This is a genomic window from Brevibacterium oceani, from assembly GCF_013623835.1.
Classification (GTDB): domain Bacteria; phylum Actinomycetota; class Actinomycetes; order Actinomycetales; family Brevibacteriaceae; genus Brevibacterium; species Brevibacterium oceani.
Window position 1 is genome coordinate 103,136 of sequence record NZ_JABKDE010000001.1, and the last position, 14,270, is coordinate 117,405.

At 67.7% G+C, this 14,270-nt stretch carries 12 protein-coding genes; 9 read left to right on the forward strand and 3 right to left on the reverse strand.

What is annotated here, in order from left to right; translation table 11 throughout:
• Nucleotides 1–2: 2 nt before the first annotated feature.
• Nucleotides 3–1,139 (forward strand): phosphotransferase, encoded by a 1,137-nt coding sequence (locus tag HK401_RS00445; protein WP_258233940.1) that lies wholly within the window; start codon nucleotides 3–5, stop codon nucleotides 1,137–1,139.
• Nucleotides 1,140–1,254: 115 nt separating this feature from the next.
• Here HK401_RS00445 and mgrA read toward each other — a convergent pair whose 3' ends face one another.
• Nucleotides 1,255–2,295 (reverse strand): L-glyceraldehyde 3-phosphate reductase, encoded by a 1,041-nt coding sequence (gene mgrA, locus HK401_RS00450; protein WP_181272701.1) that lies wholly within the window; start codon nucleotides 2,293–2,295, stop codon nucleotides 1,255–1,257.
• Between the two features lie 56 nt (nucleotides 2,296–2,351).
• On the reverse strand, nucleotides 2,352–3,014 hold the full coding sequence (locus tag HK401_RS00455) for a 4a-hydroxytetrahydrobiopterin dehydratase (protein WP_181272702.1): 663 nt from the start codon (nucleotides 3,012–3,014) through the stop codon (nucleotides 2,352–2,354).
• A gap of 117 nt (nucleotides 3,015–3,131) precedes the next feature.
• Between HK401_RS00455 and HK401_RS00460 the strand changes: the two genes are divergently transcribed.
• The 6 genes from HK401_RS00460 to HK401_RS00485 all read left to right on the forward strand — a co-directional run bounded on the left by HK401_RS00460 (nucleotide 3,132) and on the right by HK401_RS00485 (nucleotide 10,370).
• Nucleotides 3,132–4,517: a GntP family permease gene (locus tag HK401_RS00460; RefSeq protein WP_181272703.1), complete on the forward strand. Its 1,386-nt coding sequence runs from the start codon at nucleotides 3,132–3,134 to the stop codon at nucleotides 4,515–4,517.
• A 264-nt stretch (nucleotides 4,518–4,781) separates the two neighbouring features.
• On the forward strand, nucleotides 4,782–5,576 hold the full coding sequence (locus tag HK401_RS00465; protein WP_181272704.1) for a GntR family transcriptional regulator: 795 nt from the start codon (nucleotides 4,782–4,784) through the stop codon (nucleotides 5,574–5,576).
• Entirely contained in the window at nucleotides 5,573–6,778 is a 1,206-nt protein-coding gene (locus tag HK401_RS00470; protein ID WP_181272705.1) for an anhydro-N-acetylmuramic acid kinase, read from the forward strand. The genes HK401_RS00465 and HK401_RS00470 overlap by 4 nt, the downstream gene beginning before the upstream one ends.
• Before the next feature lie 75 nt (nucleotides 6,779–6,853).
• On the forward strand, nucleotides 6,854–8,365 hold the full coding sequence (locus HK401_RS00475; protein WP_181272706.1) for a sodium:solute symporter: 1,512 nt from the start codon (nucleotides 6,854–6,856) through the stop codon (nucleotides 8,363–8,365).
• Nucleotides 8,362–9,333, forward strand: a complete 972-nt coding sequence (murQ, locus tag HK401_RS00480) for an N-acetylmuramic acid 6-phosphate etherase (protein WP_181272707.1) — start codon at nucleotides 8,362–8,364, stop codon at nucleotides 9,331–9,333. The genes HK401_RS00475 and murQ overlap by 4 nt, the downstream gene beginning before the upstream one ends.
• Nucleotides 9,330–10,370 (forward strand): BadF/BadG/BcrA/BcrD ATPase family protein, encoded by a 1,041-nt coding sequence (locus HK401_RS00485; protein ID WP_181272708.1) that lies wholly within the window; start codon nucleotides 9,330–9,332, stop codon nucleotides 10,368–10,370. The genes murQ and HK401_RS00485 overlap by 4 nt, the downstream gene beginning before the upstream one ends.
• 80 nt (nucleotides 10,371–10,450) lie before the next feature.
• Here HK401_RS00485 and HK401_RS00490 read toward each other — a convergent pair whose 3' ends face one another.
• Nucleotides 10,451–10,945 (reverse strand): GNAT family N-acetyltransferase, encoded by a 495-nt coding sequence (locus HK401_RS00490; protein WP_219921632.1) that lies wholly within the window; start codon nucleotides 10,943–10,945, stop codon nucleotides 10,451–10,453.
• Between the two features lie 127 nt (nucleotides 10,946–11,072).
• On the opposite strand from HK401_RS00490, the gene HK401_RS00495 reads away from it, so the two are divergent.
• Together HK401_RS00495 and HK401_RS00500 are read left to right on the forward strand one after the other, a co-directional pair.
• Nucleotides 11,073–12,776, forward strand: a complete 1,704-nt coding sequence (locus HK401_RS00495) for a glycosyltransferase family 2 protein (RefSeq protein ID WP_181272709.1) — start codon at nucleotides 11,073–11,075, stop codon at nucleotides 12,774–12,776.
• 130 nt (nucleotides 12,777–12,906) lie between these two features.
• Nucleotides 12,907–14,265, forward strand: a complete 1,359-nt coding sequence (locus tag HK401_RS00500; RefSeq protein ID WP_181272710.1) for an FAD-dependent oxidoreductase — start codon at nucleotides 12,907–12,909, stop codon at nucleotides 14,263–14,265.
• The last annotated feature ends 5 nt before the right edge of the window (nucleotides 14,266–14,270 follow it).

Sequence of the window (14,270 nt, forward strand, 5' to 3'; positions counted from 1 at the left end):
GCATGAACATCGACCAGGAGACCGCGCTGAGCATCCCCGATGTGATGACCATCGACGGGACGCAGTGGCCGGTCCGTCGAGCATGGCCCGCCGGCCGCGGGCGCATCGCGTGGGAAGCAGCGCACGCCGACTTCGGGATCCGGGCAGGCTACCTCGACGATTCGGGGCCGAAACTCCTTGAGCCGGACAGGGATCCGAAGCTGCCGGGCCTCGCCGGGCTGCTCGACGAGGGTGGCCGACTGGTCTCGCACAGACCGGGCAGGCGTGCCGTCGTCCGACTGCTCGACGGCAGCTTCGCGAAATGCGTCCGCGAGGGCCGAGCCGACGATGTCCTCACCGGGCAGAAGAGGGCGGAAGGATTCGCCCGCGGGTTCATCCTCCCGCAGGTGTTGCGGTCGGATACTTCGACGGTGGTGCTCGGTGTGGTGCCCGGGGTCGAACTCCACGACCCTCACGCGCTCGGCGCGGACTGGGCGTGGGCCTGGGCGGAAGTGCTCGGTGCGTGGGCGAAGGCGGGGGACAGCGTTCCCGGACCCGGCCCCGCGCCGCAATCGACGTTGCCGATCCACGATGCCGCCGCCGAAGTCGAGGTTGTGACGACATGGCGCGATCGCGCACGACCCGTGCTCGCGGACAGGGCTCTTCGGGGCACTGCCTGGTCCCTACCGGACGCCAGCGGAACCAGCCGGGGCGAGCCGCCGGTCGAACTGGGCGAGCTCGACGAACTCATCGACGAAGTCTCGGCCGAACTCATCGGTGGGGCCGCCTCGGCGAGGGAAGAACCGTTCGGCCTCATCCATCGGGACCTGCACGATAAACAGATCATGTGGGATCCGGTCGCCGGACCGGGGCTGCTCGACGTCGACACGGCCTGCCGGGGCGAACGTGCGCTCGACCTCGGCAACCTCCGAGCGCACGCCCGGTGGCGCACCGAGCAGAATCTGTGGACTCCTGCTCAGGCGGCAGTGGTCATCGACGAAATCGCGCATACCGCCTCGGCGGTGGGAATCGGCCCGGACCGGGTGAGCGTGTACGAACGAGCCACGCTCATCCGACTCGCGTGCGTCTACGCCTTCCGTCCGGCGTGGCGGAACCGGACCGGGTGGCTGCTCGACACGGCCAGGTCGTTGCGAGGCTGACGGGATCGATTCGGTTGACCGGTTCGATTCGGCTGGCGGGGCTGGTTGACCTCACTCGGCGGTGCTGACGGAGTCCGCCGGCCTCACTCTGCGGTGCTGACGGAGTCCGCCGGCCTCACTCTGCGGTGCTGCGGCGGGCGTCTCCCCAGATGTCGACGCCGGAGTCGACGGCGAACTCGTCGATGGTCCGCAGCTCGTCGTCGCTGAACTCAGCCGAGTCCAGCGCCGCGACATTGTGTTCGAGCTGCTCGACGCGGCTGGCCCCGATGACCAGGGAGGACACACGGCCGTCGCGCAGCGCCCAAGCCAGCGCCATCTGCGCCAGAGATTGTCCGCGGGCGGAGGCGATGTCGTTCAGCCCCCGAATGCGGTCGAGGTTGTCCTCGGAGAGGAATCCGTCCTTGAACGAGGGCGTGGCCTTGCCGGCGCGTGAGTCCTCGGGCACTCCGCCGAGGTACTTGTCGGTGAGCAGTCCCTGCGCGAGCGGGGAGAAGCAGATGACACCCAGGCCCTCGTCGCTCGTCGTGTCGAGGAGTCCGTCATCCTCGATCCACCGGTTGACCATCGAATAGGACGGCTGGTGGATGAGCAGCGGAGTGCCGAGATCGCGTGCGATCTGGGAAGCACGGGCGGTGTCCGCGGCAGAGTAGGACGAGATGCCCGCATAGAGGGCACGACCCGACCGGACTGCGGCATCAAGGGCGCCGATGGTCTCCTCAAGGGGAGTCGTCGCATCGGGGCGGTGGGAGTAGAAGATGTCGACGTAGTCGAGGCCGAGCCGGCGCAGCGACGCGTCGAGACTGGCCAGCAGGTACTTACGGCTGCCGCCGGGACCGCCGTAGGGACCGGGGTGCATGACCCAGCCGGCCTTCGTCGAGATGATGAGCTCATCGCGGTAGGGTGCGAGGTCCTCGCGCAGCAGGCGACCGAAGTTCGTCTCCGCCGATCCCGGGGGAGGGCCGTAGTTGTTCGCCAGGTCGAAGTGGGTGATGCCGAGGTCGAAGGCTCTGCGGACGATGTCGCGCTGGTTCTGGAACGCGACGTCATCGCCGAAGTTGTGCCACAGCCCCAGCGACAGGGCGGGCAGGACGAGCCCGGAGCGGCCGACCGGGCGGTAGGTCATCGAGTCGTAGCGGTTCTCCGCGGCCTGGTACACGCATTCTCCTGAACTGAGTGGAAGAGGTCGTGTCCCAGCTTACGGGCGCACGTCAGCTACTGGCGAGCGGCCAGGGTGCACACGCACGCGCGGTTGCCGTCGGCATCGGCGAGCACGGTGAACGAGGGCGCCTCCTCCTCGTCGACGATCGTGCCTCCGGCATCGACCGCTGCCTTGATCCGATCCGCAGCGACGGCGGCCGGCACGGACACGTCGACGTGCAGGCGCTGATGCGGCACCTCGTGCTCTTCGCAATCCTGGAACCACAGCAGCGGGACCTGCCCCGACGGGTCGACGACATCGGGACCGGAGACGTTGCTCTGATCGCCGGTGAGCAGTGCGGCCCAGAACGGAGCGATCGCATCCTGGTGCGCAGTGTCGAGTCCGAGCTCGAGAACGACGGGAGCATCGGGATCCGCGCTCACCCCCGCCGAGGCAGCCGCCTCGCTGATCCGTCCCGCGAGGTCGAGATCGCGTTCGGTCACCGCCCCGGTGTCGTGGCTGGTCAGGCGGATGTCGACGTGGGGGAAAGTGAGCGTGACATCGGGATGGTGGCCGGCCGCCTCGGCGAGGGATCCGATCTCAGCCACGAGATCGAGCCCGGTGGCGAAGTCCCCGGTGAGGAATCGGGACTTGATGCAGTCCGGAAGGCCCTGCCAGTCGCCGAGTCCCTGGCAATCGAGTGCGTCGAGCAGCTTCTGTCCGGTATATGCAGTCATGGACCCATGCTAGGGACTCAAGTGTCCGGCGTGAACCCCTCCCGCCCTCTGCGGTGAACCCCTCTGCGGTGCAACCCTCTGCCCGACTCGGGCGGCAGGGGGCGTAACGTTGCCACAGTGTTTGGCTCAACCGCATACCTCGTGACGCTGCTCTTCGCGTCGATCGCGCTGCTCATCCTCCTCATCAACTGGAAGACGAAGCTGCATCCCTTCCTGGCGCTGCTCATCACCGCCGGGCTGACCGCGCTGGCGGCCGGTGAGGAGCTCGGCAAGATCCCCGAGACCCTCATCGCGGGAGCCGGCGACACCCTCGGCGAGACCGGTGTCGTCGTCGCCCTCGGGGCGATGCTCGGTCGCCTGCTCGCCGACAGCGGCGCCATCCAGCGGATCGCGAACCTCGTCATCGAACACTCCTCACCGCGGGCTGCGCCGTGGATCATGACGGGTGTGGCCTTCATCATCGGCATCCCGATGTTCTTCGAGGTCGGCCTCGTCGTCCTCATCCCCGTCATCTACGCGGTCGCCTCGCAGCTGGAGAAGAAGACCGGGCAGAAGAATCTGTGGTACCTGCGCATCCTCGTGCCGGCGATCGCAGCGCTCGCCTGCCTCCACGGTATGGTCCCGCCCCATCCGGGTCCGCTCATCGCGGTGTCCGGACTGGGCGCGAACGTCGGGCTGACCATCGGACTCGGGCTCGTCTGCGCGATTCCCACTGTCATCCTCGCCGGCCCCGTCTACGCGCGGTGGATCGCCCCGCGGGTGAAGCTCGAACCGAGCGATGACCTCATCGATCAGTACACCGGACAGCGCACCGAGGTGGCCGATCGTCCCCTGCGCACGATCCCCATCTGGCTCGCCTTCGTCACCGTCCTCGTGCCCGTCGTGCTCATGCTCGTGCACACGGTCGTGCAGCTCGTGGCCCCGGATTCGTCGTTCGAACCCGTCGCCGAGGTGCTCGGCAACCCGGTCATCGCGATGCTCGCCGGAGTCGTCTTCGCCGCCATCGCCCTCGGCTGGACCTCGGGCATGGGCGGGGAGCGGATCCGCAGCTCCTTCGGCGAGAGCCTCAAGTCCATCGCCGGAGTCATCCTCATCATCGGCGGCGGCGGGGCCTTCAATGAGGTGCTCAAGGACTCGGGCATCGGCGACGCGGTCGTCGGCGCGACCTCGCACCTGGAGATGAACCTCGTGCTGCTCGGATGGTTCATCGGCATTCTGCTGTCCTTCGCGACGGGCTCGGCGACGGTGGGCATCACCTCGGCGACCGGCATCGTCGCTCCACTCATCGGCGATCACTCTGCCGCCTACGTCTCCCTCGTCGTCATCGCGATCGGCTCGGGTTCGATCGGGCTGAACTGGGTCAACCACGCGGGATTCTGGTTCGTCAAGGAGAGCTTCGGCATGACACTGGGCCAGGCGACGAAGACGCACATGATGGTCCAGACTCTCGTCAGCGTCTTCGGTCTGATCTTCGCGTTCCTGCTCTCGCTCTTCTTCATCTGATCAACATCTGATTTCCGTCGATCAAGCGGTAGCGCAGATTTGGAGTCGTCAACGACTCGATAAGTGCGCTCCGCCTTGATCGAGAGCAGTCGAGCGGCGTGCTTTCCGTCGATCAAGGCGAAACGCAGATTCGGAGTTGTCGACGACTCTATGGAAGAGCTCCGCCTTGATCGAGAGGAGTTGAGCGGCGAGAGAGTCCGGCGCCTAGGTGCAAAGTAGACCAGTGGTCTTGAAATTGAGTGTGTCCTGTGACTCAATGGTGTCGTGACCAAATTCCACTCGATCCGCGATCAGCTCCTCGACCGCCTCGAAGGCATGGCCGCCGGCGAGCAGTTCCCGCCCGAACGGCAGCTCGCCGAGACCCTCGGCATCTCGCGGATGACCCTGCGTCGCGCGATCGACGAACTCGTCGCCAAAGGCATGGTCCGCAGACGACACGGCACCGGAGTCTTCGCCCTCGGCCCGAAGCTCGACCAGCCGCTGGCCGCGAGCTCCTTCACCGAAGACATGGTCGCCCGTGGAATGCGCCCCGGCTCCCACATCCTCAGCTTCGACACCGTCGCCGCCGGGGCACACATCGGCAGGCGCCTCCACCTCGCCGAAGGCGACGACGTCATCGCCATCCTGCGACTGCGGCTGGCCGATGACGAACCGATCGCCCTCGAGGAACTCCACATCCCTTCCGCCCTCGTCCCCGGGCTGAACGCCGCTGACCTCGAAGATCAGTCCTTCTACGAACTGCTCCGCCACCGGTTCGGCATCAGACTCAGCCACAGCGTGCAGACGATCGAGCCGACCCTGCTCGACGCCGCCGAGGCAAAGCACCTCGACGTCCCCGAACTCTCCCCGGCCCTGCTGTTCGAACGCACCTCCCGCGGCGCCGACGACGTGCCCTTCGAATTCGTCCGCTCCGTCTATCGCGGCGACCGCTACAAGATCTGCACCGAACTCACCGTCCCCGACCGCGGTGTCGCGGACAGAGCCGACTCCGCCGCAGGCGCTCCCGCCACCGTCCCCGACCGCACCATCCCCGCCCCCTCCGAAGGACACCAACCATGATCATCGCCGGACTCATGACCGGAACCTCGGCCGACGGACTCGACCTCGTCATCGCCGAATTCCTCCCCGACCCCACCGTCGGCTCCGACCTCGTCGGCGCGGACCCGACGACCCTGACCGTGCGCATCCTCGCCGAACGTGAAACCCCCTTCGACGAGGAACTCCACGCCGACATACTCCACCTCCTCGAACCCGCCGACGTCCCCCTGTCCCTGGTCAGCGGCGTCGATGCCCGTCTCGGCCGATTCTCCGCCGAGGCGCTCGCTGAGCTCTGCCGGGACACCGCCGTCACCCCCGACCTCGTCGTCTCCCACGGACAGACCGTCCGACACGACATCATCGACGGGCAGGTCACTTCGACCTTCCAGCTCGGGCAGCCGGCCTTCATCGCCGAGGCGCTCGGAGCGCCCGTCCTCTCCGACGTCCGCTCCCGCGACGTCGCCGCCGGCGGCCAGGGAGCCCCGCTCGTCGGGCTCCTCGACTCCCTCCTCCTCGGCGACGTCGAGACCCCGACCGCGGTGCTCAACCTCGGCGGGATCGCGAACATCACCGTCGTCGCCCCAGGTCAGGAACCCATCGCCTTCGACACGGGACCGGCCAACGCGCTCATCGATATCCTCGCCCGCCGCATCACCGACGGCCGGGGAGCGTGCGACCGCGACGGGGCGCTCGCAGCAGCCGGCGCCGTCGACGACGACCTGCTCACCGCGCTCCTCGCCGAGCCCTACTATCGTCAGGAACCCCCGAAATCGACGGGCAAGGAACTCTTCCACGCCGCCTACCTCGACTCGTTCCTCGACGTCCACCCCCACCTCGGCGAGCATGATCAGATCGCCACGGTCACGGCGCTGACCGCGCGGACCATCGCCGAGGCGGCCCGCCGTTTCGACGTCACCACGGTCATCGCGTCGGGAGGTGGCACCCGCAACCCCGAACTCATGCGTCGCCTCGGCGAAGAACTCGGCGAGAACGTCGAGCTGACCAGCACCGACGCCGCTCTGGGACTGCCAGAGGGAAGCAAGGAAGCGCTGCTCATGGCGCTCATCGGATGGCTGAGCTGGCACGGTCTCGACGGCACCGAACCGAGCCTGACCGGGGCGAGCGGCCCGCGCATCGCCGGACGGTTCACCCCCGGTGACGGTCCGCTGCACCTGCCCGAGCCCCTCCGCCGACGGCCCACCCGGCTGCGACTGACCGACTGACCCGAACCCGACTGACCGACTGACCCGAACCCGAACCGACCCCCACACTCGATCCCCTCTATCAAGGAGAGACCAATGCAGATCATCGACCTCCTGGTGATCATCGCCTATCTCGTCGCAACGGCGTGGCTGGGACTGGCGCTGAGCGGTAAGCAGAAGAACCTCAAGGGCTACTTCCTCGGCGGTCGCGACCTGCCGTGGTGGGCGGTGTGCCTGTCCGTCGTCGCCACCGAGACGAGCGCCCTGACCGTCATCGGCATCCCCGTGATGAGCTACCTCGGCGACCTCAACTACCTCCAGCTGGGCTTGGGCTACATCCTCGGCCGCGTCATCGTCGCCTACTTCATGCTCCCGCGCTACTACGACGGTGAGATGGTCACCGCATACGCCTACCTGGGCAAACGCTTCGGCACCTCGACGCAGACCACAGCCGGGGTGACGTTCCTCTTCACCCGCCTGCTCGCCGACGGCATCCGCGTCCTCGCCTGCGCCATCCCGGTCAAGGTCATCCTCGACGGACTCGGCATCCACACGAACTACTTCGTCATCATCGTCGTCCTCTCCCTGGTCACGATCGCGTACACGTTCATCGGCGGCATCAAGGCCGTGGTCTGGGTCGACGTCGCCCAGATGCTCCTCTACGTCGTCGGCGGCATCCTCGCGATCATCATCATCTCCGCCTCGGTCGGCGGCGGTTGGCTCGCCGAGGCGGTCGAAGCCGGGAAGACGAAGATCTTCGTCTTCGAAGGCAACCCGATCTCCGCGGACGCCTCGTTCATCCCCTCCTTCCTCGGCGGCGCCGTCTTCGCGATGGCCTCGCACGGTTCGGACCAGCTCATCGTGCAGCGGCTGCTGTCGTGCCGGTCGAAGCTCGAGGCGCAGAAGGCGCTCATCTGGTCCGGCATCGTCGTGGTCGTCCAGTTCGCGATCTTCCTCGCCGTGGGTCTCGCACTCTGGGCCTACTACGATCACGCCCTGCCCGCAGACCTGGGACTGACCCGCGATGACGAGATCTTCCCGAAGTTCATCATCGAGGGTCTGCCCACCGGCATCTCCGGACTGCTGCTGGCCGGCATCCTCGCCGCCGCGATGTCGACCCTGTCTTCGTCGCTGTCGGCCCTGTCGTCCTCGACGGTCAATGACGTCTACGGCAAACTCAAGCGCACCCCGATGACCGACGAGCAGGGCTTCAAGGTCGGACGCTGGGCGACGATCGGCTGGGGCATCGCCTTCATCCTCCCGGCCACGATCTTCGAATCCGACTCGGGTAGCATCGTCATCCTGGCCCTCGGCATCGCCGGCATCACGTACGGCGGGCTGCTCGGCGCCTTCGTCTTCGGCATCGTCAACAAGCGTGCGAACGCCGTGGATGCGAACATCGGCTTCGCGCTCGCCGTGGCCGTCAACGCCTTCTTCTTCGTCATGGAGAAGTACGTCACCGGTGAGGTGTGGGTGGCCTGGCAGTGGTACCCGGCCCTCGGCGTCATCGTCACCTTCGTCGTCGGCGGGCTGCTTGCCCTGCGCCATCCCGCGCCCGCATCGACCGATGCCACCGCCGCCGAGGTGGAAGGCAGCACCCGCCGATGACCTCCTCCCGATCCCCGAAGACCCAGTCCGGATCCCCGCAGTCCCACTCCGAATCCCCACGCCCGCTCTCACCGACCGAGCAGCGCAATCCGGCCAGCGCCGGTCTCGACGAGCTCGACGCCCTCGGCGTCCTCCGGGTCCTCAACACCGAGGACCACGCGGTCATCGAGGCGGTCTCCGCCGCCCTGCCGCAGCTCGCCCACCTCGTCGACATCGCAGCCGAGCGGATGCGCCGAGGCGGCCGTGTCCACTACTTCGGTGCGGGCACCTCGGGCCGGCTCGGCGTCCTCGACGCCAGTGAGCTGCTGCCGACTTTCAACCTCGAACCCGGCCGGGTCGTCGGGCACATCGCCGGCGGGCAGGCCGCGCTGGTCAACGCCGTGGAGAACGCCGAGGACTCCGGGGCTGACGGACGAGCGGCCGGAGCCGAACTCGGCCCGGACGATGTGGCCATCGGCATCGCCGCGAGCGGGTCGACGCCGTATGTCGGCGGGGCGCTCGAGGCCGCGCACGCGAACGGTGCCCACGCCGTGCTCATCTCGAACAACCCGCACGCCCCCGTCGCCGAGAGCGCCGATGATCACATCCTGCTGAACACCGGCCCCGAGGTCATCACCGGATCGACCAGGCTCAAGGCCGGCACCGCGCAGAAGCTCGCCCTCAACGGGTTCTCGACCGCGCTGATGGTCGCCTTGGGCCGGACGTGGGACAACCTCATGGTCTCCGTGGTCGCCACGAACGAGAAGCTGCGCGAGCGCACGGTGCGCATCCTCATGGAGGCCGCGGACCTCGCCGACGCCGACGCCAGGGCACTTCTCGAGCGCTGCGACGGCGACCTCAAGACCGCCATCGTCGTCTCCTTCACCGAGGCGGCCCCCGCCCTGGCGGCGTCGAGCCTGGAGTCACATGATGGTTCGGTCCGGGCCGCGATCGCCGAACTCACCGGCCCGGGTACCGTGGGTACATGAGCCTCGTTCTCGGCATCGACATCGGCGGAACCGGCAGCCGGGCCGCCCTCGGCGAGGTGACCTCGGGCCCACGCATCATCGACCAGATCACTGGTCCCCGCATCGAGATCGGGCCGAGCGGCAGCACCGTCCTCCGCGTTGTACGGGAACTCGTGCGATCGGCCGCAGATACGTGGGCCGACCGTTTCTCCGAGGTCGCCGGCATCGGCGTCGGCGCCACGGGCATCGCGTCGCTCGCCGAGGACCCTTCGGATGCGCTCGCAGACATCTCTGCCGAGTTCGGTATGCCGGCGGTCGCCGCCATCGATGCCGTGACCGCGCACCTCGGCGCCCTCGGCGGGGCCGGTGGAGCGATCAGCGTGCTCGGCACCGGAGCCATCGCCATCGCCCACCCGGGTCCGGATGAGACGGGAATATGGTCGTCCGACTGGTCGCGTGCCGACGGGTGGGGGCATCTCTTCGGCGACCGTGGGGGAGGAGCGTGGTTGGGCCGTCACGGCCTCGAACTCGCCCTGCGCACCCATGACGGGCTCGATGAGCACGGGCGCGCACTGCTCGAGGCGGCCACCCGCCGTTTCGGGCCTCCCGCCTCCTGGCCGGGACAGTTCTACACCCGGGGGGACAGGGCCGGACTGCTCGCCGGATTCGCCGCCGACATCGCCGACTGTGCCCGAGCCGGCGACGCAGCCTCGGCCGAGCTGCTCAGACAGGCCGGTCACGAGTCGGCCCGCAGCGCCGTCGCCGCGGCGCGGACCGCCGGTGCCGATGATGCGTCGACGGTTCGCTCCGCAGACGATGGCACTCGCGCGGAACCGGCCGCCCACGCTGCCGGTTCCTCGGTGCGTATCGCACTCACCGGGGGAGTGACGGCCGCCGGGAGCCACCTCGTCGAAGGATTCCGCACCGAAACCGCCCGCCTGCACCCGCACGCCACCATCGTCGAGCCCGCCGGCGGACCACTCGATGGAGCACTCACGCTCGGCCACCTCGGCGCGGGTGGGAGGATCCGTCCACAGGATCGGGTCGTCTGGATCTGACAGGGCGTCAGGTCACGCGAAACTCGATAAAGTCGTCGCCGGCGACGTCCTTTTCGAGCTTCGCGTGACCTGAGGCGAATTCAAGCCCTGATCATCCGCACTTCGCGGACCCCGTCGTAATCATCGGTTTTGACGGTGCCGTCGGCGACGAAGCCGTTCTTGATGTAGAACGCCTGGGCGCGGGGATTCGGGTCGGCCACCCACAGTGCCGTCGTCAGGGAGGGATCGACGACGGCGTCGAGGAGATCCTGACCGGCGCCCGTGCCGTGCATCGCACGGTAGGCGTAGAGGATGTAGAGGTGTCGGTCCTCAGCCCCGCCGTCCGCCTCCGGGGGACCGGCCATGGCGATGCCGACGATGCGGCCGTCGGACTCGGCGACGGCGCAGGCGTATTTGTGCGGGTCCGCCTCGGTGATGACATTCGTCCACATCTGACTGCGCCGTTCGATGAGTTCGGGGTCGTCGAGGAGGTCATCGGGCATGAGCCCGCGGTACGTTTCGCGCCACGTGTCGACGTGGACACGCGCCATGGCCGCGGCATCGTCGGGGACGGGAGTGCGGATGATATGGGCCATAACAGGAGGCTACCGGACAACACATGCTGTCGGGCGACTCCTCTGACTGGTAGTCGGCACGAAATATTCATCTGACCTGCACCTGCGCACAAACCAGCGGCCAGCCTCGGCGCGCAGGATCGACAGAGTGAGAACCAATCGCCAGTCTGCGTCTGAACCAGTTCCCTCTGAGGGACCACGTCCTCGACAGACTTCCGACGATCTCGAACTGCCGCTGGGACCGCGCACTCCCGCGTACCGGTTCTTCGAGGCGCTGCCGGCGATCATCAGCTTCACCGCCGTCGGCCTCGTCTTCGTTCTTCCGTTCATCGATGCGATGGTCGGTGCAGTCTATGTTCTCTCGATCGTCGGGCTGATGTTCGCCCGAGCCATGCTCGGGGCGATCGACGTGACCCGCGGGTTCCTCCGCTATCGGCGTGCCGCCCGGGTGGACTGGGCCGCCCGCCTGACCGATCTCGAGCGGGCCATGGATGGGCGCCCTTCCTTGGCGCATCCGCGAGGAGGTTTCCGTGCTGCCGAGCATAAGGTGCTTGTCGAGCAGATCACCGGCGATCCGGGATCGATCATGCGTCCCTCGACCCTGCTCCATGCGGTCGTCGTGGCCGCGTACAACGAGCCGTACCCGGTCATCGCCGACACCATCCGCACCCTGCTGCACACGTCGACGTCACCGAAACAGCTCCTCGTCTTCTTCGCCCACGAGGAGCGCGGCGGTCCAGCCATGGCCGAGACCGCCCGCCGCCTCTCCGCCGAATACGGGCACCGCTTCGGAGCCTTCGTCCTCGTCGAACATCCGGCCGACCTGCCCGACGAGATCGCCGGCAAGGGCGCGAACATCACGTTCGCCGGACACCGCCTGGCCGAATGGGTGCGCGAGCAGGCGATCGACCCGCGCCGGGTCATCGTCACCAGCCTCGACTGCGACAACATCCCGCATGAGTCCTACTTCGACTGCGTCGCCTACGAATACGCGATCGCACCGGACCGGGAGCGGCTGTCGTTCCAGCCGATCAGCCTCTACATCACGAACATCTGGGACGTTCCGGCACCGTCACGGGTGGTCGCCAGCGCGAACTGCTTCTGGAACCTCACGACGACGGTTCGCCGGCTTGCCCTGCGCAACTTCGCCTCCCATGCGCAGCCGCTCACCGCCCTGGTCGAGATGGGGTTCTGGTCGAAGCGGACCATCGTCGAGGACGGCCACCAGTACTGGCGCAGCTGGTTCCACTTCGACGGCGACTACCGGGTCGTGCCCATCCACGTCCCGATCTTCCAGGACGCTGTGCAGGCCGGGACGTTCAAGGACACGATGGTCGCCCAATTCAAACAGCTCAGCCGCTGGTCCTACGGCGCCTCCGATGTGCCCTATGTCGGGGTGCGGGTCTTCGCCCCCGATGCCCGGTCCCCGTTCTGGCCGGGAGTCCTCCGGTTCTTCTCCCTGCTCGAAGGCCACGTCAGCCTCGCCTCGATCTCGATCATCATCGCCATCGGCGGCTGGATCCCCTTCGCCGTGGCCGCGCAGACGGGGCAGGTCACCTCGGTGGTGGAGCGCATGCCGATGACGGTGGGCATCGTGCAGCAGATCGGCATGATCGGGCTCGTCGTCTCCGTCCTCGTGTTCAATGCGCTGCTGCCTCCGCGGCCGATCCACGTTCCCCGCGAACGCCGCCTGACGATGTGGCTGCAGTGGCTGCTCTATCCGCTCACACTGCTCGTGTTCAACTCCTCGACCGCACTGTATTCGCAGTGGTGCCTGCTCACCGGCCGCTACCGCGAACGCTTCGACGTCACGGAGAAGATGGCCGGAGGGATGCCACGGACCGGAGTATGAATGCCGGCGCTTCCTGCCGCATCTGACTCCCCATGTCCGACGTCCCACTCCCCTCGCCCCATACCGACTGTCCACCGCGAGGGTTAGGCTGGTGGGTGAGTCCTTCGAGTCGCGAATCGAGGAGGGTGCCATGGCCGACACCGAGCACGTTGACTGCATCATCGCCGGAGGCGGTCCGGCCGGAGTCGTCGCCGGGCTGCTGCTTGCACGCGGGGGCGTGGAAGTGGTCGTGTTGGAGAAGCATGCGGATTTCTTCCGCGACTTCCGCGGCGACACAGTTCACCCGTCGACGCTGCGGCTGCTCGACGAACTCGGCCTCTACCACCGGTTTGCCCGCATCGCGCATCGCCAGGTGTCCAACATCAGCCTCATGGACCGGTCCGGGAAGGACTTCGTCCTCGGCGACCTCTCGAGGTTGAAGGCTCCCCATCCCTTCATGACCATCGCGCCACAGTGGGACTTCCTCAATCTGCTCGCGGAAGCGGGGAGGAACGAACCGGGCTTCGACCTGCGGATGGGTGCCGAGATGACCTCCCTGATCTGGGAGGACGAGAGAGTCGGCGAACGGGGCAGCCCACCCGGCAGCCCACCCGCCGACAGGCACGGCAGTCTGCCCAACGACGGGCCCGGCGCTCGGGTCGTCGGCGTGAGAATGCAGGGGCCGGACGAGACCGACGGTCCGGAGTCCGTGCACGAGCTGCGCGCCCCGCTCGTCATCGCTGCCGACGGGCGGTGGTCGATCGCCAGGGAGGAGGCGGGCCTGCCCGTTCGCGAACTTCACTCGGGGATCGACGTGTGGTGGTTCCGCATCGACACCGAGGCGGTGCTTCCCGATTCCGTCGCCCCGCGATCCGAGCGTGGAAACGTCTTCGTCGCGATTCCGCGAGACGGGCATGTGCAGATGGCCCGGCTCATTCCCAAGGGCGCTGACGAACGCCTCCGCGCCGAGGGCATCGAAGCGCTGCGCGATGCTGTGGCTGCCACTTTCCCGGCCCTCGCTGACGATGTCGGGGCGATCGACTTCGACGACGTCAAACTCCTCGACGTGCGCCGCAACGAAGCGCCGAGGTGGTTCGTCCCCGGTCTGCTCTGCATCGGCGATGCGGTGCACGCGATGAGCCCGCTCGGCGGAGTCGGGGTCAATCTCGCCGTCCAGGACGGCGTTGCGACGGCCCGACTGCTCGCTGAATCACTGCGCGCCGGCACGGTGAGTCCGAGGCAGCTGCGCCGAGTACAGCGTCGCCGACTGCTGACGACGAAGGCCGTCGAGCTCCTGCAGGCCGGCATCCACCGCATGGTCGAACCCGTCGTCCATCACGGCGGCGACATCCACCCGCCCGCCGCGTTGGAATGGCTGCTCAAGAAGTTTCCCGCGCTCACCGTCATCCCCGCCCGGATTCTCGGAATGGGCATCACCCCTGAGCATGCCCCCGACTTCGCCCGCCGCCCGGAACGCTCCCAGCCCGATCTGATCGATCAGCGACAATGAGGAGT